The sequence below is a fragment of the Pseudescherichia sp. genome, assembly GCF_031979925.1.
In the GTDB taxonomy this organism is placed as follows: Bacteria; Pseudomonadota; Gammaproteobacteria; order Enterobacterales; family Enterobacteriaceae; genus Pseudescherichia.
The window spans coordinates 91220-117481 of record NZ_DALZFB010000012.1 but is presented as its reverse complement, the minus strand read 5'-3'; the positions used below and the strand labels follow the sequence as shown (position 1 = coordinate 117481).

Genomic DNA, 26262 nt, shown 5'->3' with positions numbered 1-26262 from the left:
CGACCTTCGGGTTATGAGCCCGACGAGCTACCAGGCTGCTCCACCCCGCGTCCGTGGAAGCGCACTATACTCCGCTCGCTCTTTGACGCAACCCTTTTTCGAAAAAATTGTTAAATAATGAAAGCATCCGCATAAAAATGGCACAAAATGCGCGTTTTTTGAACGTAATTGCCCTTAAGTCCCCTATTTCGCATTTCATTAGCGAAACTGGTTTGTTATCTTCATCACGCACCCTGGTTAACCAAAAGACGAGAAACAATGAAAGGACGTTGGTCGAAGTATCTCCTAACGGGCGCAGCGCTGGCTTTGCTTGCCGCCTGCTCCTCAAAACCGACCGATCGCGGTCAGCAGTATGAAGACGGGAAATTAACCCAGCCTTTCACCCTGGTAAACCAGCCGGATGCGGTTGGTGCCCCTATCAATGGCGGTGACTTTGCCCAGCAGATTGGCCAGATCCGCAGCGCCTCGCCGCGCCTCTACGGCAACCAGAGCGCCGTCTATAGTGCGGTGCAGGAGTGGCTGCGCGCCGGGGGCGATACCCGCACCATGCGCCAGTTCGGCATTGACGCCTGGCAGATGAACGGCACCGATAACTACGGTAACGTCCAGTTTACCGGCTACTACACGCCGGTGGTACAGGCCCGCCATACCCGACAGGGCGAGTTCCAGTATCCTATCTATCGTATGCCGCCTAAACGCGGCCGCCTGCCGTCCCGGGCAGAGATCTACTCCGGTGCGCTCAGCGACAGCTATGTGCTGGCCTACAGCAACTCGCTGATGGATAACTTTATTATGGACGTGCAGGGCAGCGGCTATATCGATTTTGGCGACGGTAGCCCGCTGAACTTCTTTAGCTACGGCGGTAAAAACGGCCACGCCTACCGCAGCATTGGTAAGGTGTTGATCGACCGTGGGGAAGTGAAACGCGAGGATATGTCGATGCAGGCGATCCGCCACTGGGGGGAGACCCACAGTCCGGCCGAGGTGCAGGAGCTGCTGGAGCAGAACCCTTCCTTTGTTTTCTTCAAGCCGCAGTCTTATGCGCCGGTGAAAGGTGCCAGCGCTGTGCCGCTGATTGGCCGGGCCTCGGTAGCCTCCGACCGCAGCATTATTCCGGCGGGGACCACGCTGCTGGCGGAGGTACCGCTGCTGGATAACAACGGCAAGTTCAACGGTCAGTATGAGCTGCGCCTGATGGTCGCTCTCGACGTGGGTGGCGCAATCAAAGGTCAGCACTTTGATATCTATCAGGGGATTGGTCCTGACGCCGGGCACCGCGCCGGATGGTATAACCACTACGGCCGCGTATGGGTACTGAAAAACGCGCCGGGGGCAGGAACGGGTAACGTCTTTAGCGGCTGAGTATGCTAATCTGCGCGCCCAATTTATATATCTGAGGTCTTATGTCTGTGGTAATCAGCGATGCCTGGCGTCAGCGTTTTGGCGGCACGGCGCGGTTGTATGGTGAAGATGCGCTGGCGCTGTTTGCCCGCGCGCATATCTGCGTGGTCGGCATCGGCGGCGTCGGCTCTTGGGCCGCAGAAGCGCTGGCTCGTACCGGGATCGGCGCGATCACGCTGATCGACATGGACGACGTCTGCGTGACCAACACCAACCGGCAGATCCACGCCCTGCGCGACAGCGTCGGGCTGGCCAAGGCCGAGGTGATGGCGGACCGTATCCGCCAGATCAACCCCGAATGCCTGGTGACGGTAGTGGATGACTTTGTCACCGCCGACAACGTGGCGACGCTGCTGAACAAGGACTTCACCTACGTCATCGACGCGATCGACAGCGTGCGGCCCAAAGCGGCGCTGATCGCCTACTGTCGCCGGTATAAAATTCCGCTGGTGACCACTGGCGGCGCGGGCGGGCAGATCGATCCGACGCAGATTCAGGTTAGCGATCTGGCGAAGACGATTCAGGATCCGCTGGCGGCCAAGCTACGCGAGCGGCTGAAAAGCGACTTTGGCGTGGTGAAGAACAGCAAAGGTAAGCTGGGCGTAGACTGCGTCTTCTCTACCGAGGCGCTGGTCTACCCGCAGGCGGACGGCACGGTGTGCGCTATGAAAAGCACGGCGGAGGGGCCAAAACGGATGGACTGCGCGTCCGGCTTCGGCGCGGCGACCATGGTCACCGCCACCTTTGGCTTCGTGGCGGTCTCCCACGCGCTGAAGAAGATGATGGCCAGGGCGGCTCGGACTTCGTAGTGCGTAGGCCGGGTAAGGCGAAGCCGCCACCCGGCGTTTTCACACTCGACGCGCCGCCTCAAGCACCGCCTCGCTCAGCGCCGTCAGGCCCTGGTTGCGCGAGGCGCTCAGCTGGGCGCGCAGGCCCAGCTCATCAAACAGCGCCAGCGGATCGCTACCCAGCAGCGCCTCGGCACTTTTTCCCTCGACGGCCGTCAGCAGCACCGCCAGCAGGCCACGCACGATGCGCCCCTCGCTATCACCGAAAAAGTGTATTTTTCCCGTCGCCGTGCGCGTATGGCCGAGCCAGACCCGATTCTCGCAGCCAGGGATCTCCTGGGCCTGCGCCTTCAGCTCTTCCGACAGGGGCGGCAGCTGCTTGCCGAGCATAATCAGCTGGCGATACTTATCCTCCCACTGGGTCAGCGAGGCAAAGGTCTTTCTTAGCGTCTCTTCGGTGACGGCGGTGCCAAACGGGTGTCCGGCAAAAGCAGGGCTAGTCATTAATCCACCAGTATCTCAAGGGCGCGATCGACGGCGTTAACCAGCGCGTCGACGTCCGCTTTCGTGTTGTAGGGGGCAAACGAGGCGCGCAGCGTCCCGCTCACCCCAAGGGCTGCCAGCAGCGGCTGGGCGCAGTGCTGCCCGGCGCGCAGGGCGATGCCATACTCCGCCAGCAGGGTGACCATATCGCTGTGGTGCACCCCGGCAAAATCAAACGCCAGCAGGCTGGAGTCCTGGCAGCGGAACGAGCGGAAACCTGGTCGCTGAGCCAGCGCCTCTTCGGCCAGGGTTGCCAGACCACGGCTATAGCTCTCGGCCTGCACGATATCAAACCCCTCCAGCCACTCCAGCGCGGCGCAGAGACCTATCACGCCAGCAACGTTCGGCGTACCCGCCTCCAGCCTGTAGGGTACGGGCTGGGTCGTGAAGCCGTCGAAGTTGACCTCAGCGATCATTTTGCCGCCGCCCAGCCAGGGCGACATCTCGTCCAGCAGGCTGGCCTTGCCGTAGAGTACGCCGATACCGGTCGGGCCATACAGCTTGTGGCCGGAGAAGGCGTAGAAATCGATGCCCAGCTTCTGGACGTCGGCGGGGAAGTGCACCGCCCCCTGCGCGCCGTCGACCACCACCACCACTCCTGCGCTGTGGGCCCAGGCGATAGCTCGGGCCAGATCCGGACAGCCGCCGGTGACGTTGGACATCTGCCCGAGGGCAAGAATGCGGCTGCGCGGGGTGATCAGCTCATCGAGCTGCTCAACGTCCGGCACGCCGTTGGCCGCCAGCGGCAGCTGAACGATGCGCGCCCCGGTCTGCTCCGCCACCATCAGCCACGGCACCAGGTTAGCATGGTGCTCGGCCACGCTGACGATGATCTCATCTCCCGCCTTCAGACGCGGGCGGGCGTAGCACTGGGCGACCATATTAATGGCTTCGGTGGTGCCCCGGGTCCAGACGATATTCTTGCCAGAGGGGGCGTTCAGCAGGGCGGCAACGCGATCCCGCGCCGCTTCATAGCGTGCCGTCAGCCGCTGAGCCTCGGCAAACTGGCTACGGTGGACGTTGCCCGCGCTCAGGCTGTAAAACTGCTGCGTCGCGTCGATAACCGCCTGGGGCTTTAGCGCCGTAGCGGCAGAGTCCAGATAGATACCGGCATCGGCAAGCGCCGGGAACTGGGCACGAAATTGCGCCGGGTTAAAAGCGTTCATAGAATTCCTCATATCGATATAAGGATCGTCGCGCAATTTTCACCAATGTACAAGCAAAGTGCTAACCATCGGAATTATCTGTTTATCCTGGCGAATTTTTGTAAGCCGATTATGCTGATAAGTGTTAGGTGTCGATTGAAGCCTGTTATGAAAAACGGTTTGAATAGCATTTATTGCTAAAAGGAGAAGAAAATGAAAAAGACTGCCGCAATTATCTCTGCTTGTACACTGGCTTTTGCCCTGAGCGCCTGTTCTGGTCCGAACTACGTCATGCATACCAACGACGGTCGTACTATCGTTTCCGACGGTAAGCCGAAGACTGACGATCAGACCGGAATGATTTCGTACAAAGATGCGAATGGTAATAAACAGCAGATTAACCGCAGCGACGTGAAAGAGATGGTCGCGCTGGAGAAATAATCTCTGGTTAAGCTACTGAAATTTAAGCTACTGAAAATAGCCTAAAAAAAAGCACCGCAATTCGCGGTGCTACATTAATCACTATGGACAGACAGGGTAAATGTACAGGAAGTGAAATAGGGTAGTTTTACTACCGTGGTCTGAAGCGCAGACCAAATGCAAACACAACAACACAACATCACAACCGTAAGCCAAAAGCCCATCAGAACACGCATTCCAAAAAAAGCTTTTCGTTCCGGCTCAGGAAGTGCCGCCACTATAGGTATTTGCTGGTAGTTCCTCAACGGACAATTTATAATGGCTCAGATAAAAAAAACTAATAGGTAACCTGTTGTTTCCTGTTTGTTAAAATGATTTAACACCTAAGCCAAAATAACCCATGTCTAAGCGATTACCGCCCCTAAATGCATTACGTGTTTTTGATGCTGCCGCCCGTCATTTAAGTTTTACTCGCGCCGCCGATGAGCTTTTTGTGACGCAGGCCGCAGTAAGCCACCAGATCAAGTCCCTTGAGGATTTCCTTGGACTCAAGCTGTTCCGCCGCCGCAACCGATCGTTGCTGCTGACGGAAGAGGGGCAGAGCTATTTTCAGGATATCAAAGAGATTTTTTCTCAGCTCACCGAGGCCACGCGTAAGCTTCAGTCGCGCAGCGCAAAAGGGGCGTTAACCGTCAGTTTACTGCCCAGTTTCGCTATCCAGTGGCTGGTGCCAAGACTCTCTAGCTTTAACTCAGCTTATCCGGGAATTGACGTTCGAATCCAGGCCGTGGACCGTGAGGTTGATAAGCTGGCGGACGACGTCGACGTGGCCATTTTTTACGGCCGGGGTAACTGGCCAGGCTTGCGTGTAGAAAAATTATACGCAGAATATCTGCTGCCGGTCTGCTCACCGCTGCTGCTTACCGGTGACAAACCGTTAAAAACGCCAGAGGACCTGGCAAAGCATACGCTGCTGCATGACGCCTCCCGCCGCGACTGGCAGACCTATACCCGTCAGCTTGGCCTGAATCTTAACGTGCAGCAGGGGCCAATCTTCAGCCATAGCGCAATGGTGCTACAGGCCGCTATTCATGGCCAGGGCATTGCGCTGGCAAATAACGTGATGGCCCAGTCGGAGATTGAGGCCGGGCGCCTGGCCTGTCCGTTTAACGACGTGCTGGTCAGTAAAAACGCCTTTTATCTGGTTTGTCATGACAGTCAGGCAGAACTGGGTAAAATAGCCGCCTTTCGCCAGTGGATCCTGGCCAAGGCGGCAGCCGAGCAGGAAAAATTTCGCTTTCGCTATGAGCAATAACTTATTTAGACGCGTGGTTAGCGCATGACTTTAGGGTAAGACTATGACCAGCCGATTTATGCTGATTTTTGCCGCTATCAGCGGTTTTATTTTTGTGGCCCTCGGCGCCTTTGGCGCACACGTATTAAGCAAATCGTTAGGCGCTGCCGAGATGGGCTGGATCCAGACCGGTCTTGAGTACCAGGCGTTCCATACCCTGGCAGTGCTGGGCCTGGCAGTCGCGATGCAGCGCCGGATCAGCATCTGGTTCTACTGGAGCAGCGTCTTCCTGGCGCTGGGTACGGTACTGTTCAGCGGGAGCCTTTATTGCCTTGCGCTGTCGCATCTGCGCCTGTGGGCGTTTGTCACCCCGGTCGGCGGCGTCAGCTTCCTTACCGGCTGGGTATTAATGTTAATTGGCGCAATTCGTCTGAAACGTAAAGGCCCTGGTCATGAATAAGCTTGTATTGTTGTGTCGCCCCGGATTTGAAAAAGAGTGCGCCGCAGAGATTACCGATAAGGCCGGACGGCTGAACGTGTTCGGCTTTGCCCGCGTCAAAGAGAACGCCGGGTATGTGATTTTTGAGTGCTACCAGCCGGAAGAGGCCGACAAGCTGGCACGCGATCTGCCCTTTAGCTCGCTGATTTTTGTCCGCCAGATGTTTGTGGTTGGCGAACTGCTGCAGGATCTGCCGCCGGAAGATCGCATCACGCCGATTGTTGGCATGCTGCAGGGCGTAGTAGAGAAGGGCGGCGAGCTGCGTGTTGAGGTTGCCGATACCAACGAAAGCAAAGAGCTGATGAAGTTCTGCCGCAAGTTCACCGTGCCGCTGCGCGCTGCGCTGCGCGAGGCGAAGATCCTCACCAGCTACGAAACCGCCAAGCGCCCGGTGGTGCACGTCTTCTTTATCGCCCCTGGCTGCTGCTATACCGGCTACTCGTACTCAACCAACAACTCGCCGTTCTACATGGGCATTCCGCGGCTGAAGTTCCCGGCCGATGCGCCGAGCCGCTCTACGCTGAAGCTGGAAGAGGCTTTCCACGTCTTTATCCCGGCGGACGAGTGGGATGAACGTCTGGCGAACGGTATGCACGCTGTCGATCTGGGTGCCTGCCCTGGCGGCTGGACCTATCAGCTGGTGAAGCGCAACATGTGGGTCGCGTCGGTGGATAACGGCCCGATGGCGCAGAGCCTGATGGATACCGGGCAGGTGACCTGGCTGCGGGAGGATGGCTTTAAGTATCGCCCGACGCGCAGCAACATTACCTGGCTGGTGTGCGATATGGTGGAGAAGCCCGCCAAGGTGGCGGCGCTGATGGCCCAGTGGCTGGTGAACGGCTGGTGTCGGGAGGCTATCTTCAACCTCAAGCTACCGATGAAGAAGCGCTATGAGGAAGTATCGAACAACCTGGCGTACATCCAGCAGCAGCTGGAGGAGAACGGTATTAACGCCCAGATCCAGGCTCGTCAGCTCTATCACGACCGCGAAGAGGTGACGGTGCACGTTCGCCGCTGGTGGGCGGCCGTGGGTGGCCGTCGCGACGAGCGTTAGGTTATTGGTTTTGTAGGCCCGGTAAGCGCAGCGCCACCGGGCGGTTACGTTAACCTTAGCTGCTGTAAGTTGCCGTCGAGGTGCAGATCCGTCTGGAGTTTTGCCACCTCGCGGCAGATAAACGCCATCTCCCGGTGCGCCTCCAGCTTGCTGCGCCACTTCTCCGGCACGTCATTCAGATGGGCATAGATCCCTTCCAAAGTTTGAAACTGCGTCAGCAGCTGGGCGGCGCTCTTCTGGCCAATCCCCGCGACGCCGGGTATTTTCGAGCTGCTGATGCCCGCAAGCCCCCAGAAATCCGTTAGCTGCTCCGGCAGGACGCCAAACTCGCTCTCAATAAAGGGAGCATCCAGCCAGCGCTTCTGGAAGTAGTCGCGAATGCGCAGGGTAGGAGAGAGAAGCTGGCAATAGCCTTTGTCAGTTGAGACGATAGTAGCCTGATGTCCCGCCTGGGCCACCTTCACCGCCAGCGTGGCGGCGAGATCGTCCGCCTCGTTGCCTTCGGAGATCCAGCAGCGCACGCCGCGCTGTTCAAACGCAGCGCGCAGAGCAGGCATTTCACCGTGCAGGGTATCGGGCATCGGCGGGCGGCCTGTCTTGTAGTCCGGGAGCTTCTGGTGCCGCCAGCCGCTGCTGCGGGCCTCGTCATCGAATACCGCGACCGCATGGGTTGGCTGGCTGTGAACAATCAGCTGCCCCAGAGCGTGCGAGCAGGCATCCACGCAGGGCGAACCCTGTACGGCATGAATACGGCGAATAAGGTTAAGCGCATCAACGATAAGCAGATGAACGGCCACATGAGCCTCCCGGCAATGACAGACCGGCTAAGGGTATCATTGACGGGAGGCGGAGACCATTCATCGCTCAGGGGATCAATCGCAGGCGACGATTTTCATTGCCAGCCCGCCGCGGGAGGTTTCGCGATATTTTGCGTTCATGTCCTTGCCGGTTTCGTACATGGTTTCGATCACCTTGTCGAGGCAGACGCGCGGCTCGCTGGTGCGACGTAGCGCCATCCGGGCGGCATTCACCGCTTTGACGGAGGCGATGGCGTTACGCTCAATGCAGGGAACCTGCACCTGACCGGCAACCGGATCGCAGGTGAGACCCAGGTTGTGCTCCATACCAATCTCTGCCGCAATGCAGACCTGGGCCGGACTGCCACCCAGCAGCTCTGTCAGCCCGGCCGCCGCCATTGAGCAGGCGACGCCCACTTCGCCCTGGCAGCCCACTTCTGCACCGGATATCGATGCGTTCATCTTATAGAGCGAGCCGATGGCGCTGCACACCAGCAGATAGCGCGCCAGCGAGTTAGCGTTCACTTCGCGGATGAACTTGTCATAGTAGGCCAGCACGGCGGGCACGATACCGCATGCGCCGTTGGTGGGTGCGGTTACTACGCGTCCCCCGGCGGCGTTCTCTTCGTTTACCGCCAGCGCAAACATGTTGATCCAGTCGACGACCGCCATCGGATCGGTCGTCGTTTTATCGCTGCTCACCAGCATCCGGCGCAGCGCTGCCGCCCGACGCGGAACGCGCAGCTTGCCCGGCAGCGCCCCTTCCGTGGTGATCCCGCGCTCGATGCCGCCGCGCATGACCGCCCAGACGCTGGCAAAGTGCTGCTCCAGCGCCACTTTGCTGTGCAGGGCCAGCTCGTTCTCCATCATCAGCCCGGAGAGGGACAGGCCGGTTTGCTGGCAGTGGCGCTGCAGATCGGCTGCGTTTTTATAGGGGTAAGGTACGGCAACCGGCGAGTCGCTGGTCTGGCCGAAATGCGCCTCATCAACGATAAACCCACCGCCAATAGAGTAGTAGGTCTGGCTGTAGAGCAGCCTGTCGCCCGCCAGGGCGCTGATGCGCATCCCGTTTTCATGCAGAGAGAGATTGTCGGCATGGAAGTTCATGCAGTGTTCGAGAGGGAACTCTACTTCGTGCTGGCCGTTCGCCAGCGGCAGGCGGCCCCGGGCGCTCACATCGGCAATAAATGCCGGGATAGCATCGATATCGACGCTGTCCGGCAGGTTGCCTGCGAGGCCCATAATAATTGCAATATCGGTATGGTGGCCTTTGCCAGTGAGCGACAGCGAGCCATACACGTCGACTACGACGCGGGTGGTATCGGCAATGATCCCGCGCGTAATGAGGTCATCGGTAAACTGCTTTCCGGCTTTCATTGGCCCGACGGTGTGCGAGCTGGAGGGGCCAATACCAATTTTAAAGATATCGAATACGCTGATCATAATGCATTGTCCGTGGCGTTGGTCTGGGTTCGCCGCCCGGGTGGGCGGCGAGGGGGGGATTAATGAAGCAGTGAAGCGATAAGCTGATACAGCGAGTAGAAGATAGCGGAGATAGCGATCAGGCCCATCACCACCACAAACGCGTTGCTGATATGGCCGCTGTATTTACGCATGGCCGGTACTTTCTGAATGGCATACATCGGCATCAGGAACAGGATCATCGCGATAACCGGACCACCGAGGGTCTCGATCAGGCCGAGGATGCTCGGGTTCAGCGTCGCCACCAACCAGGTAGTCAGCAGCATGAAGATCGCGGTAATGCGGTTCAGCTTGCTCAGCTCAATGGTCTTGCCTTTGCCACGCAGGGACTTAATGACCATGCCGTTAAAGCCTTCGCGCGCGCCCAGGTAGTGGCCGAGGAAGGATTTGGTAATCGCGACCATGGCGATAATCGGTGCCATCCACTCAATCACCGGAGCATGGAAGTGGTTAGCCAGGTAAGAGAGGATAGAGATGTTCTGCTCTTTCGCGGACACCAGGTCGGCTGGGGCCAGGCTCAGCACACAGCTGAAGACGAAGAACATCACCGTCAGCACCATCATGATGTGGGCGTAAGAGAGGATGCGGGAGCACTTTTTCTCTGCGTCATCGCCATACTCTTCGCGCTTGGCAACGGCGAAGGAGGAGATGATCGGCGAGTGGTTGAAGGAGAAGACCATAACCGGAATTGCCAGCCACAGGGTCATCCACAGGCCCTGACCGGTATTAGCGGCAGACTCAAAGGAGAGGGTCTCCAACGCTGCGCCGTTCCACTGCGGGATCAGGTAAACCGCCAGCAGCATCAGGGCAATGACGAATGGGAACACCAGGATGCTCATCGCCTTCACGATCATCTTCTCGCCGAAGCGTACGATGGTCATCATGCCAACGATTAGGATCAGTGAGAGCACGACGCGCGGTGGCGAGACCATGCCCAACTGGTGGGTCAGGAAGCTGTCAACGGTGTTGGTGATCGCCACGCTGTAGACCAGCAGGATCGGGTAGATAGCAAAGAAGTAGAGCAGGGTGATGACCTTACCGGCCCCCACGCCAAAGTGCTCTTCCACCACTTCGGTGATGTCTTCCCCTGGGTTTTTCCCTGACAGCACGAAGCGGGTCAGGCCGCGGTGGGCAAAGAAGGTCATCGGGAAGGCGATAATCGCCATGATGATCAGGGGGATCATGCCGCCGACGCCGGCGTTAATCGGCAGGAACAGGACCCCTGCGCCAATCGCCGTGCCGTACAGGCCCAGCATCCACATGGTATCGCTCTTACGCCACGAGCTTCGCGTTTCCTGCGAAACAATGGTGCTGGTTTGCGTGGTTTCCATCTCTATCTCCATTTACTTTAAAAGCTAAATGTCAGGCGCTTAGTCAAAACCAATGAAAAAGCGCCTGACGGTAATATGAAATTCGGGAAGTAACGTATTGGAATAGTTTTTCTTCGTTACATTTTGCGGCGGCAAGATACATTTATGTTATGACTCTGACAGTGATCGCGATCTCAAATGCAATAATCCACTTTCTATGTGGATAGGTTTAGACCAACACGCTGCTAAAAAAGCGCATTGGGAGATTTATGGTGGCGAAGGCTACCATCGCCAGGATTAGCGATCAAAGCGGCAGACGTGAAATACGATAATCACACGGTAAAAGACGCAGATAGCAGCGTTTTATCAGATTTAAGCAAAACTTTTCTGCATAAATAACGGGGGGTGTTTTATAGGCAATCGATTGCCTATCGAGGGGGAAGTTCAGAGATATAAGTCTGGCGTATAGGTTGGGTAGGCCGGGTAAGCGCAGCGCCACCCGGCATGACAGAAGACTCAGGCACAAATTTCGTAGCAGGGGATATAGGCCGAGCCTGGCAGTTTCATACGGTGCTGAGCAACAAAGCCCTGCAGCAGATCGTCCATCCGGCGCATCATCGCCCGGTCGCCGTGGATCTTATACGGTCCGGCGGCTTCGATAGCGCGAATACCCACCTCTTTGACGTTACCCGCCACAATCCCGGAGAAGGCCCGACGCAGATCCGCCGCCAGCACCTCGACCGGCCGATCCGGATAGAGCTGAAGGTTGGCCATGTTCTCGTGGGTCGGCTCGAAGGGCATCTGCAGATCCGACGCAATACGGATAGACCAGTTGAAGCTGTAGGCATCTCCGGTATTGCGGCGGTGCTCTTTCACCAGCGGCATCGCTTTTTTCATCTGGCGCGCCACTTCCGGCGCATCGTCAATGATGATGCGGTAGTAGCGGCGGGCCGACTCGCCGAGGGTATGGGTGATAAATTCGTCCAGCACGCGGAAGTAGTCGGCGCTCTGTTTTGGCCCGGTGAGGATCAGCGGCAGCACCTGATGCTGGTTGGCTGGGTTCATCAGAATGCCGAGCAAATAGAGCAGCTCCTCCGCCGTACCCACGCCGCCGGGGAAGATGATAATCCCGTGGGCGATACGCACGAAGGCTTCCAGACGCTTCTCGATATCCGGCATGATCACCAGCTCGTTGACCAGCGGGTTAGGCGGCTCGGCGGCGATGATGGACGGTTCGGTCATGCCGATAAAGCGTCCCTCTTTATAACGCTGCTGGGCGTGCCCCACTGCGGCACCCTTCATTGGCGCTTCCATCGCTCCTGGCCCACAGCCGGTGCAGATATTCAGCTCGCGCAGCCCCAGCTGGGTTCCGACGCGGCGGGCATAGAGATACTCAGTCTCGTTGATCGAGTGGCCGCCCCAGCACACCACCATATTAGGCGCTTCGCCCACGTGCAGCGCCCGGGCGTTGCGCAGGATCGAGAACACCAGGTTGCTAATGTGGGTAGAGCTTTCAAGGTTAAGGTGCTGAAAGCGTCCGGCGTTGTGGATCTGTCCGTTAACGAACAGGATATCGCGCAGCACGGCAAAGAGGTTAGCCTGGAGCGAGCGGATAATACGCCCGTCAACGAACGCCTCTTCCGGCGGGTTGATCAGCTCCAGCTTTACGCCACGTTCACGGCGTAACACATTGATATCAAAATTCTCGAAGCGGGACAGTAGCTCTTTACTGCTGTCGGTCTGGCTTCCTGAGTTTAGAACGGCAAGTGAACAGTTACGAAACAGTTGGTAAAGGTCGCTGCTGGCCGAGCTTTTGAGCATATCGACTTCCAGCTGCGACAACAGATCCATTGAGCCTAGCGGGCTAATATGTGTAATCAAGTGAACTCCTTATGGGGCGAAGATCGCCGCTCCCTGTGATTACAATAGCCCTGGCATATGACGTTTAACAACCTCAGGCGCGGAATCCACCGCGCAAATCAGTAAAAAATCGTACTTTTTGCCGCCGTTACTGACGTACCAGACGCCCCGTAGCAGGCTGGAAGTCAGTGTTGCTACGCCATGGGTTGATATCCAGGCCACCGCGACGGGTGTAGCGAGCGTAGACGCTCAGTGTCTCCGGCTGGCAGAAGCGCAGCAGATCGTTAAAGATGCGCTCCACGCACTGCTCGTGAAACTCGTTATGATGGCGGAAGGAGACCAGATAGCGCAGAAGCTTCTCGCGATCGATCTGCGGCCCGCGATACTGAATCTGGACTGAACCCCAGTCCGGCTGGTGGGTGATCAGGCAGTTGGACTTCAGCAGGTGGCTGACCAGCGTCTCCTCCACCACGCTGCCAGCGGCGGCGTTTTGCAGGTAATCAGCATTGAACTGGTAGTCATCGATCGCGATATCCTGATTATCAATGCACTTGCCGTTAAAATGGGCGATCGGCTGGCCTTCGATCTCATCCAGCGGATAGAGCATCACGCTCACCTTGCCCTGCGCGCAGGCGCTGAGATCCCGCTCCAGCGTGGCGCGGACCTCTTCCCAGCAGCTAAAGCGCGTCTGGTTAAAGCTGTTCAGATAGAGCTTAAAGCTTTTTGACTCTACCAGGTTAACGCTGGCGTAGTCCAGCTCGACATGGCCCACCGCCACCTGCGGCAGGCCGTTGGCATTGAGCCATGACAGCTCATAGAGCGTCCAGATGTCGCCGCCGTGAAAAGGCAGGCTACCGGCGTGCAGGCCAAGGGGATCGCGATTCAGGCTGCGGGGAACGCCCTGCAGCAGAGTCGCATCGTAAATATCCTGGTAGCGGGTCGTTTTACCCAGGGTCAGGCCAGCCAGCGCCTGGTGGTTATCATAAGAAGAAGACATGTTTCATCGCCGTTTTGCAGGTAAACTCTCAGCCTTAAGTTTATCCTGGCTGAGTGAAGAGAGGAACCGGTGGACCAAGAGACATCCCATGCCCTGAAGGCTTTTACCGCACGCTACTGCGACGCCTGGCACGAAACGCACAATAGCTGGCCGCAGAGCGAGGCGCTTTACGGCGTGCCGTCGCCCTGCGTGATCTCCTCCCTCAATGACCGGGTGATCTGGCAGCCTCAGCCTTTTGATGCAGAGCCGAATGTAAACGCTGTTGAACGAGCATTAGATATTGTGATACAACCTGCAGTTCATAGCTTCTATTCCACACAGTTCGCCGGTGATATGCTGGCACGATTCGATAATGAGACGCTGACGCTCCTGCAAACCTGGAGTGCAGACGATTTCCTGCGTGTTCAGGAGAATCTCATCGGTCATTTGGTGACGCAAAAGCGGCTAAAGCTTTCACCAACGCTTTTTATCGCCACGCTTGACAGCGAACTTGACGTCATCTCAATCTGTAACTTGACCGGTGAGGTGGTGAAAGAGACGCTGGGTACTCGCCAACGCACCGTGCTTGCCCCTTCAGTAGCATCATTCCTCAACCAGCTTGAGCCGGTTATGTAATCCAATCCGCTATTACTTTGTGAGATATCTCTTACACGGCTGTAAGATATTGCCATTTTGTTAAAAAATATTTTTAATATGTAAAAACGATAAAGCAATTTTAAATCAGTTATTTACTAAAAATTGAGCAATATTTAACGCAAATTAATCGGTACTAAAGTCTTATGGCATCCTTGCAAGGCGAAGCGGAAAGTCCGATTCTATCTGTGTCGACAGGATGTTGCGTACGAAGTGAACGTCAGGATGATGTCGCTTCCGACTCAGGACATACCGGGAAGGTATTACAGGGAAGGCTTCAGGATGAAGCAGAGAGGATAACGCCGGAGCGCGTTAAAGGACACCTCCAGGAAGGAGAATGTGAGCCGGGCAGGATATCCGGTGGATCAGGACGATTTGGAAGCCGCTTTATGGATTAAGCGTGTCGTATCGGGCGATGCGAGCAGGCAGCACGGTTTACGGATGAACAGGTCAGGAGACCGCAGGAAAAGTTTTCATGGATGAGCAGGGAGCACCAAGGTAGCCGGACTGCTGCTAAACGAACCGGGAGCACTGTGTATACAGTGCTCCCTTTTTTTATTTCTCTCCCCGCAATGCTATTCTGCGCGCCAGTTCGATCGTCATTCGAGGTTTCTATGTCCCTTCATATCAGCGTACGCGAGCAGCTGCACGCCATTGAGGCGCTGCTGCGTGAAAAAAATGCCTGGCAGGGCGTTGCCCCAGAGAGCAGCGCGTTTGCCAGTACCCAGCCCTTCTGCCTGGATACGCTTGCGCCGCTGGAGTGGCTGCAGTGGGTGCTGATCCCGCGTATGCACGCTCTGCTGGACAGCGGTCAGCCGCTGCCGCAGGCTTTTGCCGTTACCCCCTACTATGAGATGGCGCTCGACGCCAGCGATCCGCTGCGTGATGTCGTCCTTGTGCATCTGCAACGCCTCGACGCGCTCTTTGCCGGTAGCGACGCCTGATGCTGGAGATTATCTATCAGGATGAGTGGCTGGTGGCGGTGAACAAACCCTCCGGCTGGCTGGTACACCGTAGCTGGCTCGACCGCGATGAAAAAGTGGTGGTGATGCAGACCGTGCGCGACCAGATTGGTCAGCACGTCTTTACTGCCCACCGCCTGGATCGGCCCACCTCCGGCGTGCTGCTGATGGGGCTATCCAGCGAGGCGGGGCGGCGGCTCTCCCAGCAGTTCGAGCAACATCAGATTCAGAAGCGCTACCATGCGATTGTCCGCGGCTGGCTGACGGACGCCGCAACGCTGGACTACCCGCTGGTGGAGGAGCTGGATAAGATTGCCGATAAGTTCGCCCGGGCTGACAAAGAGCCGCAGCCGGCGGTGACCCGCTACCGCGGGCTGGCTACCGTTGAGCTGCCGGTTGCCATCAGCAAGTTTCCGACCACCCGCTACGGGCTGGTAGAACTCGATCCGCAAACCGGGCGCAAGCACCAGCTGCGTCGCCACCTTGCCCACCTGCGCCACCCGATTATCGGCGACAGCAAGCATGGCGATCTGCGCCAGAACCGCAGCGCGGCGGCGCACTTTGGCATGAACCGGCTGATGCTGCACGCCAGTGAGCTGTCGTTCATCCACCCCTTTACCGACGAGCCGTTAACCCTGCGCGCCGGGCTGGACGATGTCTGGATGCAGGCGTTAACCCAGTTTGGCTGGCGCGGCCTTCTCCCGATGCATGAAAGGGTTGAGTTTGTGCCGGACAGCGGCCAGGATGAGACGTATCAGGTAGCAACCAGGGAGTGAAAAATGGCAGAGATTGGTATTTTTGTTGGCACCATGTATGGCAACTCATTGCTGGTGGCCGAAGAGGCGGAGACGCTGCTGACCGGACAGGGGCATAAGGTTAAGGTCTTTGAGGACGGGACGCTGGCGGACTGGGCCTATTACCAGGACAAGACCGTGCTGGTGGTCACCTCCACGACGGGGCAGGGCGATCTGCCGGATAACATCGCGCCGCTCTATCAGGGGATCCGCGACTCGCTCGGCTATCAGCCCAACCTGCGCTACGGCGTGATTGCGCTGGGAGACAGCACCTACAGCCACTTCTGCGGCGGCGGGAAGCGGTTTGCCGAGCTGCTTGCAGAGCAGCAGGCGCAGCGCGTCGGTGAGGTTCTGCTTATTGACGCCAGCGAGCATCCTGAGCCAGAGACGGAGTCGAACCCGTGGGTTGAGCAGTGGGGAACGCTGCTAAAATAGATTCCATTTAGCCCTCCCGCCAGGGGAGGGCTATCATCCTTTTTCCTCTTTTTATCCCTGACGCTTTTCAATTCCGTGAACTTCCCCCCATCGGCTTGTGCCTTTGCCCCAAAGCAGAGTGATAAGCATCCTGAATGTTGTGTGCTTGCACGGTGAGCCGAATCTGGCTGCTTCATATACTTTTCTCGCCAGTTATTAAAACGCAGTACGCAGGGTGATAACGAGCCGCTGCACAGATGCTGCAATAAAACACCAGTACGTCATTCTGATCTCCCTACAGGTTGTGCTTTTCAGAATGAATGTAGCTCAACGCTATAATTCAGGAGTGCAATAATGAGTTCATTAAGCCACGCAGCGAGCAGCGCCGAAAAGCGTACTAACGCCCGCTACTGGATAGTGGTGATGCTGTTTATCGTCACGTCCTTCAACTATGGTGACCGCGCGACGCTGTCTATTGCCGGCTCCGAAATGGCAAAAGATATCGGTCTCGATGCTGTTGGCATGGGGTATGTTTTCTCTGCATTTTCATGGGCCTATGTTATCGGCCAAATACCGGGCGGCTGGCTGCTTGACCGCTTTGGTTCAAAACGCGTCTACTTCTGGTCAATCTTCATCTGGTCACTGTTTACCCTGCTGCAGGGCTTCGTGGATATCTTCAGCGGCTTCGGCATCATCGTTGCGCTCTTCACCCTGCGCTTCCTGGTGGGCTTAGCGGAAGCGCCATCCTTCCCCGGCAACAGCCGCATCGTGGCGGCCTGGTTCCCGGCGCAGGAGAGGGGCACAGCGGTCGCCATCTTTAACTCCGCTCAGTACTTTGCCACCGTTATCTTCGCCCCGATCATGGGCTGGCTGACCCACGAGGTGGGCTGGTCACATGTCTTCTTCTTCATGGGCGGACTCGGCATTGTCATCAGCTTTGTCTGGCTGAAGGTGATCCACGAGCCGAATCAGCACCCTGGCGTGAACAAGAAAGAGCTGGAGTACATCGCCGAAGGCGGCGGGCTGATTAACATGGATCAGCCGGGCACCAAAGTGAAAGTGCCGTTCAGCGTCAAGTGGGCCCAGATTAAGCAGCTGCTTAACTCGCGCATGATGATCGGTGTTTATATCGGCCAGTACTGCATCAACGCCCTGACCTACTTCTTTATCACCTGGTTCCCGGTTTATCTGGTGCAGGCACGCGGTATGTCGATTCTGAAAGCGGGCTTTGTCGCCTCCGTCCCGGCCATCTGCGGCTTCGCCGGCGGCGTGCTGGGCGGCATTATCTCCGACTGGCTGATGCGTCGTACCGGCTCGCTGAATATCGCCCGTAAAACGCCTATCGTGCTGGGTATGCTGCTCTCGATGGTGATGGTCTTCTGTAACTATGTTGACGCAGAGTGGATGATCATTGGCTTTATGGCGATGGCCTTCTTCGGCAAAGGTATCGGCGCGCTGGGCTGGGCCGTTATGGCCGACACCGCGCCGAAAGAGATTAGCGGCCTCTCCGGCGGTCTGTTCAACATGTTCGGCAACGTGTCCGGGATCGTTACCCCGATCGCCATCGGCTACATCGTCGGCACCACCGGCTCCTTTAACGGTGCACTGATCTACGTCGGTGTCCATGCCCTGGTCGCGGTACTCAGCTATCTGGTCATCGTGGGCGATATCAAACGTGTCGAACTGAAACCTGTGACAGGACGCTAATAATGAATACACAATCCAGCCCCGTTATTACCGATATGAAAGTGATCCCCGTCGCTGGCTACGACAGCATGTTGATGAATATCGGCGGGGCACATAACGCTTACTTCACCCGCAATATCGTGGTGCTGACCGACAGCGCCGGGAATACCGGCGTTGGGGAAGCCCCCGGCGGAGAGGTGATCCTCAAGACGCTAACTGACGCGATCCCAATGGTTATCGGTCAGCAGGTGGCCCGCTTAAACCAGGTGGTACAGCGGGTGCACAAAGGTAACCAGGCCGCTGACTTCGATACCTTTGGTAAAGGTGCCTGGACCTTTGAGCTGCGGGTGAATGCGGTCGCGGCCCTGGAGGCCGCGCTGCTCGACCTGCTGGGTAAAACCCTTGGCGTGCCGGTCTGCGAGCTGCTGGGTCCAGGCAAACAGCGCGACGCCGTGACGGTGCTCGGCTACCTGTTCTACGTCGGCGATCGTCAGAAGACCGATTTGCCGTATCTCGTCAAAACCGAGGGCAACCACGACTGGTATCATCTGCGTCATCAGGAGGCGATGAACAGCGAGGCGGTGGTGCGCCTGGCCGAGGCGTCGCAGGATCGCTACGGCTTCAAAGATTTCAAACTGAAAGGCGGCGTGCTGCCGGGCGAGCAGGAGATCGACACCGCCCGCGCGCTGAAAAAACGCTTCCCCGACGCCCGCATTACCGTCGATCCCAACGGCGCGTGGCTGCTGGATGAGGCTATTGAACTCTGCAAGGGGCTGAACGATGTACTGACCTACGCGGAAGATCCGTGTGGGGCAGAGCAGGGCTTCTCCGGGCGGGAAGTGATGGCGGAGTTCCGGCGGGCAACGGGCCTGCCGGTGGCGACCAATATGATCGCCACCAACTGGCGTGAGATGGGCCACGCGGTAATGCTCAACGCGGTAGATATCCCGCTGGCGGATCCGCACTTCTGGACCCTCTCCGGCGCGGTGCGCGTGGCGCAGCTGTGCGACGACTGGGGCCTGACCTGGGGCTGCCACTCCAATAACCACTTTGATATCTCGCTGGCGATGTTTACCCACGTCGGTGCCGCCGCGCCGGGTAATCCGACCGCCATCGACACCCACTGGATTTGGCAGGAGGGTGAGGCGCGCCTGACCAAACAGCCGCTGGAGATTAAGCACGGCCAGATTGCCGTGCCGGACGCGCCAGGCCTTGGCGTGGAGCTGGACTGGGACCAGGTACAGAAAGCCCATGAGCTGTATAAGAAGCTCCCGGGCGGGGCGCGTAATGACGCAGGCCCGATGCAGTACCTGATCCCCGGCTGGACGTTCGATCGCAAACGTCCCGTCTTTGGTCGAAACTAAATTTGTCAGAAAAAGGATTAAACGATGAGTAACCAATTCTCTACCCCGGTTGTAACGTCCATGCAGGTTATCCCGGTTGCGGGCCACGACAGCATGCTGATGAATCTGAGCGGGGCACATGCGCCGTTCTTCACCCGTAACATCGTTATCATCAAAGACAACTCTGGTCACACTGGCGTGGGCGAGATCCCGGGCGGCGAGAAGATCCGCCAGACGCTGGAAGATGCCGCCGCGCTGGTGGTGGGTAAAACCGTTGGCGAGTACAAAAATATTTTGACCGCGGTACGCAACCAGTTTGCGGATCGTGACTCTGCGGGCCGCGGCCTGCAAACCTTCGACCTGCGCACCACCATCCACGTGGTGACCGGTATCGAAGCCGCGATGCTGGATCTACTGGGCCAGCACCTGGGCGTCAACGTGGCGACCCTGCTCGGCGACGGCCAGCAGCGCAGCGAAGTGGAGATGCTCGGCTACCTGTTCTTCGTCGGCAACGCCAAAGCGACGCCGCTGCCGTACCAGAGCCAGCCTGATGACAAGTGCGACTGGTACCGCGTGCGCCATGAAGAGGCGATGACCCCAGATCGCGTGGTGCGCCTGGCCAAAGCGGCGTATGAAAAATATGGCTTTAACGATTTCAAACTCAAAGGCGGCGTGCTGGCGGGGGAAGAGGAGGCCGAGTCTATCGTGGCGCTGGCGAAACGCTTCCCGCAGGCGCGCGTTACCCTCGACCCGAATGGCGCATGGTCGCTGAACGAAGCCATCCAAATTGGTAAATACCTAAAGGGCGTGCTGGCCTACGCGGAGGATCCGTGCGGCGCTGAGCAGGGCTTCTCTGGCCGTGAGGTGATGGCCGAGTTCCGTCGCGCCACCGGCCTGCCGACCGCCACCAACATGATCGCCACCGACTGGCGGCAGATGGGCCATACGCTCTCCCTGCAATCCGTCGATATCCCGCTGGCGGACCCGCACTTCTGGACCATGCAAGGCTCGGTGCGCGTGGCGCAGATGTGCCACGAGTTCGGCCTGACCTGGGGCTCGCACTCCAATAACCACTTCGACATTTCGCTGGCGATGTTTACCCATGTGGCCGCCGCCGCGCCGGGCAAAATCACCGCCATCGACACCCACTGGATCTGGCAGGAGGGCAACCAGCGCCTGACCAAAGCGCCGTTTGAGATCAAAGGCGGGATGGTGCAGGTGCCGAGCACGCCGGGCCTGGGCGTTGAGCTGGACATGGACCAGGTGATGAAGGCGCACGAGCTGTATCAGAAGCACGGTCTCGGCGCGCGTGACGATGCCATGGGCATGCAGTATCTGATCCCTGGCTGGACGTTTGATAACAAACGTCCGTGCATGGTGCGTTAATGCAGAGGCCGGTCCCGGCGGGATCGGCCTGTTCCCTGTTTTTCCGGCTGTAGGGTTTAGGCAATCACTCTGCGTAAGGACGGCTTATGAAAATTGTTATCGCACCGGACTCCTATAAAGAGAGTTTGAGCGCCCTTGAGGTCGCGACCGCCATTGAGGAGGGCTTTCGTGAGATCTTTCCGGCGGCGGAGTATATCAAACTGCCGGTGGCGGATGGTGGTGAAGGCACGGTTGAGGCGATGGTCGCTGCCACGCAGGGGCGGATCGTCCAGGTTACCGTGACCGGCCCGCTAGGCACCCAGGTAGAAGGATTCTACGGTCTCTCCGGCGACGAGCAGAGCGCATTTATTGAGATGGCAGCCGCCAGCGGTCTTGAGCTGGTCGCACCCGAGCAGCGTAACCCGCTGATCACCACCTCGTGGGGAACGGGAGAGCTGATCCGCCACGCGCTGGACGTGGGCGTTAAGCACATCATTATTGGCATTGGCGGCAGCGCCACCAACGACGGCGGCGCGGGCATGGTGCAGGCGCTGGGGGCAAAGCTGCTGGATAGCGAAGGCAACGCCATTGGCCAGGGCGGCGGCGCGCTGGAGACGCTGGCGCAGATCGACACCAGCGCACTCGACAAGCGGCTTCACGCCTGCCGTATCGAGGTCGCCTGTGACGTCACTAATCCCCTGACCGGTAAAGAGGGTGCATCGGCTATCTTTGGGCCGCAGAAAGGGGCGACGTCAGAGATGATCGCTCATCTTGATGAGGCACTTGGACACTATGCCCAGCTGATCAAACGCGATCTCGATCTCGACGTATTGAATCTGGCCGGAGGTGGGGCAGCAGGCGGTATGGGCGCGGCGCTGTATGCGTTCTGCGGAGCCGAGCTGCGTCAGGGCATTGAGATTGTCACCGACGCCCTGCATCTTGATCGCTATGTCGCAGAAGCCGATCTGGTGATCACCGGCGAAGGGCGGATCGACAGCCAGACCGTGCACGGCAAAGTACCGGTGGGCGTAGCAAAGGTGGCTAAGCGCTACAACAAGCCGGTAATAGGCATTGCCGGTAGCCTGACGGCGGACGTCGGCGTGGTGCATGAGCACGGGATCGACGCGGTATTCAGCGTGATCTATGGCATCTGCACGCTGGATGATGCCCTGAAAAACGCGGCGGAAAACGTGTGTATGACGGCGCGTAACGTGGCAGCGGTGTTAAAGGCAGGCCAGGCGCTGTAACTATCGAATGAACGCCCGGTGGCGCTACGCTTACCGGGCCTACGCTGAACACGGTGTGGGTTTGTAGGCCTGCGTAAGCGAAGCGCCACCGGGCATTACCACGGTATCACCCAATCCACCGGCGCGCTTCCCGCGTCACGTTATCCATCTCATCCAACAACTCCAGAAACTCCGGCTCCAGATCCTCGGCGGGCATGCCGCTGCGCAGGTGGTGCTCTATCAGGTGGCAAAGCTGCTTGAGGCGCGGCACGCCGCTGTAGCCGCAGCTGCCGTGCAGCTTGTGAATAGCCTCCGTCAGCTCCTCGGGCGCTTCCCCCACCAGCTGCTCTTCGACTTTATTGCGGATCTCCGGCAGGAAGGCGATCAGCATCTGTAACATTTCCCGAGCCAGATCGGGTTTATTTGCCGCCTGGCGCAGGGCCAGCTGCCAGTCCAGCGAGACGTCAGCGTTCACCGGCGCTTCCACCGGCTCCGGCGGCGTGAGCCACTGACTGACCCCTGGGCCGGGGAGATAGCGCAGCAGCAGGCTGCGGAGCTTATCCTCTTCAATCGGCTTCGCCAGGTAGCCGCTCATGCCGGCATTCAGCAGCTTCTCTTTTTGCCCGGCCATGGCGTGGGCCGTAACCGCGATCACCGGCGTCTGCTGCTGGTGCGGCAGCTGGCGGATGGTTTCGCAGGCGCGAATGCCGTCGATATCGGGCATCTGAATATCCATCAGGATCAGATCGAACTGCATCTGCTTCGCGCGATCGATCGCGTTATGTCCGCTGTCGCACAGCTCGACGTACTGCACCTGATCGTCGAGCAGCGCGCCGATAAGCTTCAGGTTGGCCGGGTTATCGTCTACCGCCATCACGCTCATCGGCAGCTTGCTGTCGTCGTTCAGCGCCTGCTCGCGAGGGCGGTTAAGGCGGCAGTACTCGGTCAGCGCGGGCAGCAGGCGCGTGCTGGTAAGCGGTTTTAACAGGCACGCGGCGGCCCCCTCCTGCTTAAGCTGCTCGGCGTTGATCTGCACGTGACACGGCAGCGCCAGCAGCAGGAAGTCGGTCATAGCGGCGGCCTTCGCCAGCCGCTCATGCTGCATAGTGAGCGGCTCGCGCAGCGTCACCGGCACCGCCAGCAGCAGAATATCGTAGCGATCCTCCGGCAGGGCAGAGAAGGTCGGGCTGTAGATCACCTCCAGCGGCGTTCCCTGGAGCAGATCCAACGTGCTTTGTGCGGCGGCGGCGTTCGGCTCGACGTAGGCCAGCCGCTTGCCAGCGAGGCAGTCGGTAGGCAGCCCCTCGCTGCTGACGTTGGGGTTAAGATCGAGATTGATATGGAACCAGAAGGTCGAGCCGCGACCGGGCTGGCTGTGGAAGGAGATATCGCCCCCCATTTCATTAACCAGCTTCTGAGTGATCACCAGCCCCAGTCCGGTACCACCATGGCGTCGGGAGATGCTGGCATCCGCCTGGCGAAATGCCTGGAAGAGCCGGGACTGGTCGCGCTCTGGAATGCCGATCCCGGTATCACGGATCTGCATCTCAATCTGCACCTTGTTATTACTCAGGGCGCGCTTCTCCACCAGCACGTCAATGTTGCCGTTTTCGGTAAACTTAATGGCGTTGCCCACCAGGTTGGTAATGACCTGCTGCAGGCGCAGCGGATCGCCAATCACGTTATCCGGCACATCGTTTTTAACGTTGAGGGTCAGCTCCAGACCTTTGTCGTGGGCGGAGTGGGCCAGCAGGATCACCACCTCGTCGAGGGCGTTACGCAGCGGGAAGGGAATGCTCTCAAGCATCAGCTTGCCAGCCTCCAGCTTGGAGAAATCGAGCACGTCGTTAATGATGGCGAGCAGGTTGTTAGCCGAGCGCTCAATAGTATGCAGGTGATCGCGCTGGGTAGGCGTCAGCTCAGATTTCAGCGTCAGCCGGGTGAAGCCAATTACGCCGTTCAGCGGGGTGCGCAGCTCGTGGGACATATTGGCCAAAAATTCGGACTTGATGCGTGCCGCCTCCTGGGCGCGCTTCTTCGCCAGGTCCAGCTCGACGTTCTGGATCTCCATCTGCTCAAGGGTTTCGCGCAGGTCCGAGGTCGACTGATCGATGTTGTGCTGCATCTCCTCGTGGTACGCCGCCAGCGACATCGCCATCGAGTTGATACCGTTTTTCAGCATATCCAGCTCGCCCAGCATAAAGCCCTCTACGCGGCTGTCGAGCTGTCCCCGGCGGATACGGTCTACCGTATTGACCATGTTGCGGATCGGCCCGGTGACGTCGCGCATCAGTCGCCAGCCAAAGATCAGGGCAATCCCGGTACAGAAGAGCATCATCAGGGTGGCGATAAAAATCTCTTTATACTGCTGTAAACGCACGGAGCGGAGATCCAACTCCAGCGCGACGTAGCCCAGCGTATTTTTAGCCGCTTTGACATCCGGCAGGGCCGGCTCGTCCGGGGAGTAGCTCTCAGAGACAATGGGCGTGCGCAGGATCAGCAGATCGCCCTGGCGCGTGACGTCCAGGACAGGGGGAAAGGCCACGCCATCCGGCAGCTTTAACGCTTTGGGATCGAGATGAGAATTAGAGGTGACAAACAGCTGATTATGCTCATCGTAGACTGAAATTGCCCGCACGATGTCGGAGTGACGGCGATGGAGAACGCTGATTAGCTGCCCGATAGAGTCCCGGTTTTGCAGGTTCATGCCATATTCGCTTGCCACCGCCAGCGGCTCGATAATACTCGCCCCCGCGTCCTCAAGCTGCTGCTGTAAGTCATTGTAGCGATGGACAACAAAGAAAATGCTGAGCAGTAAACCGATCAGGACGGTTGGCGCTAAGATTAAAATCATCATTCGCGCCCGCAGGCTGTAGTTGGTCATGGAGTTCCGTTATGGGACAATTAGAGTCATTATGTTTGATTGAGAAAAATCCCGGCAATGGCGCAATTCTACTCTGCAAAACGGCGCGTGACGACGCGTGAGATCATAACCGTAACAGTAAACGACCTGGATCCCTTTGGCCAGGGCGTTGCACGCCATAACGGCAAAGCGCTGTTCGTGCCCGGACTGCTGCCCGGCGAGCGTGGCGAAGTGACGCTAACTGAAGATAAGCGCCAGTTCGCCCGCGGGGCAGTGAAGCGGCGACTGAACGACAGTCCGGAACGTGAAACGCCGCCATGTCCGCACTTTGGCGTTTGCGGCGGCTGTCAGCAGCAGCACGCCAGCGTAGCACTGCAACAGCGCAGCAAAAGCAGCGCGCTGGCACGCCTGATGAAACATGAGGTGGACGACATCATTGCCGCCGAGCCGTGGGGCTATCGGCGACGGGCACGGCTGAGCCTCAACTATCAGCCGAAGACGCAAACGCTGGAGATGGGCTTTCGCAAAGCCAGCGCCAGCGACATCGTGAACGTGGTGCGCTGCCCGGTGCTGACGCCCCAACTTGAGGCGTTAATTCCTTCACTACGTGAATGCTTGCAGAGTCTGGAGGGGATACGCCATCTCGGCCACGTTGAGCTGGTACTGGCCGATAACGGCCCGCTGATGGTGCTGCGCCATACTGCACCTCTCACGCTCGCCGATCGCGAAAAACTGGAACGCTTTTCGCATTCTCAGGGCGTTGCGCTTTTTCTTGCTCCGGAAAGCGCCATACTGGAGCAGGTATCCGGCGAGCTACCCTGGTACACTTCTGCTGGGCTACGCCTGACCTTTAGCCCACGTGATTTCATTCAGGTTAATGATAAAGTGAATCAGCAGATGGTAGACCGGGCGCTGGCCTGGTTGGATATTCAGCCGGATGACCGAGTGCTGGATCTCTTCTGCGGCATGGGCAACTTTACCCTGCCGCTGGCAAAACGTGCCGCCAGCGTGGTGGGCGTGGAGGGGGTAGCCGCGCTTGTCGAGAAGGCGAAGGAGAATGCGCAGCAGAACGGTTTGCACAACGTGACCTTTTTCCATGAAAACCTGGAAGATGACGTCACAAAGCAGCCTTGGGCACAGCACGGTTTTAACAAGGTACTGCTCGATCCGGCCCGCGCCGGTGCGGCTGGCGTGATGCAGCATGTGCTAAAACTATCCCCAAAAAAGGTGGTCTACGTGTCATGCAACCCCGCGACGCTTGCCCGTGACAGCGAAGCATTATTAAATGCGGGCTACACTATGTCGCACCTCGCGATGCTGGATATGTTCCCGCACACCGGGCATCTGGAATCCATGGTGTTGTTTGAGCACGAGTGATTAATTCTG

General features: G+C 58.2%; 23 protein-coding genes. 15 read left to right on the top strand and 8 right to left on the bottom strand.

The genetic code is table 11. The features are described 5' to 3' along the window. The first annotated feature begins 258 nt into the window (after positions 1–258). Together mltA and tcdA are read left to right on the top strand one after the other, a co-directional pair. Positions 259–1362 carry a murein transglycosylase A gene (gene mltA / locus RTM13_RS17710; RefSeq protein ID WP_312213765.1) on the top strand — a complete coding sequence of 368 codons (1104 nt, stop codon included), beginning with the start codon at positions 259–261 and terminating at the stop codon, positions 1360–1362. Between the two features lie 41 nt (positions 1363–1403). Further along, positions 1404–2210, top strand: coding sequence for a tRNA cyclic N6-threonylcarbamoyladenosine(37) synthase TcdA (gene tcdA, locus RTM13_RS17705; RefSeq protein WP_312213763.1), 807 nt, complete (start codon positions 1404–1406; stop codon positions 2208–2210). Between the two features lie 39 nt (positions 2211–2249). Here tcdA and csdE read toward each other — a convergent pair whose 3' ends face one another. After that, positions 2250–2693 carry a cysteine desulfurase sulfur acceptor subunit CsdE gene (gene csdE / locus RTM13_RS17700; protein ID WP_312213761.1) on the bottom strand — a complete coding sequence of 148 codons (444 nt, stop codon included), beginning with the start codon at positions 2691–2693 and terminating at the stop codon, positions 2250–2252. Next, entirely contained in the window at positions 2693–3898 is a 1206-nt protein-coding gene (gene csdA / locus RTM13_RS17695) for a cysteine desulfurase CsdA (protein ID WP_312213760.1), read from the bottom strand. Before csdA ends, csdE begins: the two co-directional genes overlap by 1 nt. Positions 3899–4090: 192 nt before the next feature. Here csdA and RTM13_RS17690 point away from each other — a divergent pair, with 192 nt between their 5' ends. The 4 genes from RTM13_RS17690 to rlmM all read left to right on the top strand — a co-directional run bounded on the left by RTM13_RS17690 (position 4091) and on the right by rlmM (position 7144). Next, the gene (locus tag RTM13_RS17690) at positions 4091–4318 is read left to right on the top strand and encodes a YgdI/YgdR family lipoprotein (RefSeq protein WP_042387893.1); all 228 of its coding nucleotides are present in this window, start codon (positions 4091–4093) and stop codon (positions 4316–4318) included. A 379-nt stretch (positions 4319–4697) separates the two neighbouring features. Continuing rightward, positions 4698–5612, top strand: coding sequence for a glycine cleavage system transcriptional regulator GcvA (gene gcvA / locus RTM13_RS17685; RefSeq protein WP_312213758.1), 915 nt, complete (start codon positions 4698–4700; stop codon positions 5610–5612). Between the two features lie 43 nt (positions 5613–5655). Continuing rightward, on the top strand, positions 5656–6051 hold the full coding sequence (locus RTM13_RS17680; RefSeq protein ID WP_312213756.1) for a DUF423 domain-containing protein: 396 nt from the start codon (positions 5656–5658) through the stop codon (positions 6049–6051). Beyond that, positions 6044–7144, top strand: a complete 1101-nt coding sequence (gene rlmM, locus RTM13_RS17675; protein WP_312213754.1) for a 23S rRNA (cytidine(2498)-2'-O)-methyltransferase RlmM — start codon at positions 6044–6046, stop codon at positions 7142–7144. The genes RTM13_RS17680 and rlmM overlap by 8 nt, the downstream gene beginning before the upstream one ends. A 44-nt stretch (positions 7145–7188) precedes the next feature. Here the strand turns inward: rlmM and xni are convergent, their stop codons facing one another. From xni to queF, 5 genes are all read right to left on the bottom strand, one after another. Further along, complete coding sequence (gene xni, locus RTM13_RS17670) at positions 7189–7941, bottom strand: flap endonuclease Xni (RefSeq protein WP_312213752.1); 753 nt, start codon at positions 7939–7941, stop codon at positions 7189–7191. 75 nt (positions 7942–8016) lie between these two features. Next, positions 8017–9384 carry an L-serine ammonia-lyase gene (locus tag RTM13_RS17665; RefSeq protein WP_312213750.1) on the bottom strand — a complete coding sequence of 456 codons (1368 nt, stop codon included), beginning with the start codon at positions 9382–9384 and terminating at the stop codon, positions 8017–8019. Positions 9385–9443: 59 nt separating this feature from the next. Next, positions 9444–10754: an HAAAP family serine/threonine permease gene (locus RTM13_RS17660; RefSeq protein ID WP_312213748.1), complete on the bottom strand. Its 1311-nt coding sequence runs from the start codon at positions 10752–10754 to the stop codon at positions 9444–9446. 495 nt (positions 10755–11249) lie between these two features. Then, a complete protein-coding gene (gene ppnN / locus RTM13_RS17655; protein ID WP_312213746.1) occupies positions 11250–12614 on the bottom strand; it encodes a nucleotide 5'-monophosphate nucleosidase PpnN in 1365 nt (454 codons plus the stop codon). A gap of 127 nt (positions 12615–12741) precedes the next feature. Beyond that, positions 12742–13590, bottom strand: a complete 849-nt coding sequence (gene queF, locus RTM13_RS17650) for an NADPH-dependent 7-cyano-7-deazaguanine reductase QueF (protein ID WP_312213744.1) — start codon at positions 13588–13590, stop codon at positions 12742–12744. A gap of 69 nt (positions 13591–13659) precedes the next feature. Between queF and syd the strand changes: the two genes are divergently transcribed. The 8 genes from syd (at position 13660) to RTM13_RS17610 (ending at position 22034) form a co-directional block, all read left to right on the top strand. Then, entirely contained in the window at positions 13660–14205 is a 546-nt protein-coding gene (gene syd, locus RTM13_RS17645; protein ID WP_312213742.1) for a SecY-interacting protein, read from the top strand. A 632-nt stretch (positions 14206–14837) separates the two neighbouring features. After that, positions 14838–15167, top strand: coding sequence for a YqcC family protein (locus RTM13_RS17640; RefSeq protein WP_312213740.1), 330 nt, complete (start codon positions 14838–14840; stop codon positions 15165–15167). Next, positions 15167–15961: a tRNA pseudouridine(65) synthase TruC gene (gene truC, locus RTM13_RS17635; RefSeq protein WP_312213738.1), complete on the top strand. Its 795-nt coding sequence runs from the start codon at positions 15167–15169 to the stop codon at positions 15959–15961. The genes RTM13_RS17640 and truC overlap by 1 nt, the downstream gene beginning before the upstream one ends. A 3-nt stretch (positions 15962–15964) precedes the next feature. After that, a complete protein-coding gene (locus RTM13_RS17630; protein ID WP_312213736.1) occupies positions 15965–16414 on the top strand; it encodes a flavodoxin in 450 nt (149 codons plus the stop codon). Positions 16415–16747: 333 nt separating this feature from the next. Then, on the top strand, positions 16748–18100 hold the full coding sequence (gene gudP / locus RTM13_RS17625; RefSeq protein ID WP_312213734.1) for a galactarate/glucarate/glycerate transporter GudP: 1353 nt from the start codon (positions 16748–16750) through the stop codon (positions 18098–18100). Between the two features lie 2 nt (positions 18101–18102). Next, entirely contained in the window at positions 18103–19443 is a 1341-nt protein-coding gene (locus RTM13_RS17620; protein ID WP_312213732.1) for an enolase C-terminal domain-like protein, read from the top strand. 24 nt (positions 19444–19467) lie between these two features. Continuing rightward, a complete protein-coding gene (gene gudD / locus RTM13_RS17615; RefSeq protein WP_312213730.1) occupies positions 19468–20808 on the top strand; it encodes a glucarate dehydratase in 1341 nt (446 codons plus the stop codon). An 86-nt stretch (positions 20809–20894) separates the two neighbouring features. Beyond that, positions 20895–22034 carry a glycerate kinase gene (locus RTM13_RS17610; protein WP_312213728.1) on the top strand — a complete coding sequence of 380 codons (1140 nt, stop codon included), beginning with the start codon at positions 20895–20897 and terminating at the stop codon, positions 22032–22034. A 106-nt stretch (positions 22035–22140) separates the two neighbouring features. Here the strand turns inward: RTM13_RS17610 and barA are convergent, their stop codons facing one another. Continuing rightward, positions 22141–24897 carry a two-component sensor histidine kinase BarA gene (gene barA, locus RTM13_RS17605; RefSeq protein ID WP_312213726.1) on the bottom strand — a complete coding sequence of 919 codons (2757 nt, stop codon included), beginning with the start codon at positions 24895–24897 and terminating at the stop codon, positions 22141–22143. A gap of 57 nt (positions 24898–24954) precedes the next feature. On the opposite strand from barA, the gene rlmD reads away from it, so the two are divergent. Continuing rightward, on the top strand, positions 24955–26253 hold the full coding sequence (rlmD, locus tag RTM13_RS17600) for a 23S rRNA (uracil(1939)-C(5))-methyltransferase RlmD (RefSeq protein ID WP_312213725.1): 1299 nt from the start codon (positions 24955–24957) through the stop codon (positions 26251–26253). The last annotated feature ends 9 nt before the right edge of the window (positions 26254–26262 follow it).

Excerpts from the sequence above, each read along its gene's own strand:
- rlmD (WP_312213725.1), top strand. The coding sequence starts at position 24,955 with ATGGCGCAATTCTACTCTGCAAAACGGCGCGTGACGACGCGTGAGATC.
- RTM13_RS17610 (WP_312213728.1), top strand. The coding sequence starts at position 20,895 with ATGAAAATTGTTATCGCACCGGACTCCTATAAAGAGAGTTTGAGCGCC.
- csdE (WP_312213761.1), bottom strand. The coding sequence starts at position 2,693 with ATGACTAGCCCTGCTTTTGCCGGACACCCGTTTGGCACCGCCGTCACC.
- mltA (WP_312213765.1), top strand. The coding sequence starts at position 259 with ATGAAAGGACGTTGGTCGAAGTATCTCCTAACGGGCGCAGCGCTGGCT.
- gudD (WP_312213730.1), top strand. The coding sequence starts at position 19,468 with ATGAGTAACCAATTCTCTACCCCGGTTGTAACGTCCATGCAGGTTATC.
- csdA (WP_312213760.1), bottom strand. The coding sequence starts at position 3,898 with ATGAACGCTTTTAACCCGGCGCAATTTCGTGCCCAGTTCCCGGCGCTT.
- RTM13_RS17680 (WP_312213756.1), top strand. The coding sequence starts at position 5,656 with ATGACCAGCCGATTTATGCTGATTTTTGCCGCTATCAGCGGTTTTATT.
- RTM13_RS17640 (WP_312213740.1), top strand. The coding sequence starts at position 14,838 with ATGTCCCTTCATATCAGCGTACGCGAGCAGCTGCACGCCATTGAGGCG.
- tcdA (WP_312213763.1), top strand. The coding sequence starts at position 1,404 with ATGTCTGTGGTAATCAGCGATGCCTGGCGTCAGCGTTTTGGCGGCACG.
- truC (WP_312213738.1), top strand. The coding sequence starts at position 15,167 with ATGCTGGAGATTATCTATCAGGATGAGTGGCTGGTGGCGGTGAACAAA.
- gudP (WP_312213734.1), top strand. The coding sequence starts at position 16,748 with ATGAGTTCATTAAGCCACGCAGCGAGCAGCGCCGAAAAGCGTACTAAC.
- gcvA (WP_312213758.1), top strand. The coding sequence starts at position 4,698 with ATGTCTAAGCGATTACCGCCCCTAAATGCATTACGTGTTTTTGATGCT.
- RTM13_RS17660 (WP_312213748.1), bottom strand. The coding sequence starts at position 10,754 with ATGGAAACCACGCAAACCAGCACCATTGTTTCGCAGGAAACGCGAAGC.
- rlmM (WP_312213754.1), top strand. The coding sequence starts at position 6,044 with ATGAATAAGCTTGTATTGTTGTGTCGCCCCGGATTTGAAAAAGAGTGC.
- queF (WP_312213744.1), bottom strand. The coding sequence starts at position 13,590 with ATGTCTTCTTCTTATGATAACCACCAGGCGCTGGCTGGCCTGACCCTG.
- RTM13_RS17620 (WP_312213732.1), top strand. The coding sequence starts at position 18,103 with ATGAATACACAATCCAGCCCCGTTATTACCGATATGAAAGTGATCCCC.
- RTM13_RS17630 (WP_312213736.1), top strand. The coding sequence starts at position 15,965 with ATGGCAGAGATTGGTATTTTTGTTGGCACCATGTATGGCAACTCATTG.
- RTM13_RS17665 (WP_312213750.1), bottom strand. The coding sequence starts at position 9,384 with ATGATCAGCGTATTCGATATCTTTAAAATTGGTATTGGCCCCTCCAGC.
- barA (WP_312213726.1), bottom strand. The coding sequence starts at position 24,897 with ATGACCAACTACAGCCTGCGGGCGCGAATGATGATTTTAATCTTAGCG.
- RTM13_RS17690 (WP_042387893.1), top strand. The coding sequence starts at position 4,091 with ATGAAAAAGACTGCCGCAATTATCTCTGCTTGTACACTGGCTTTTGCC.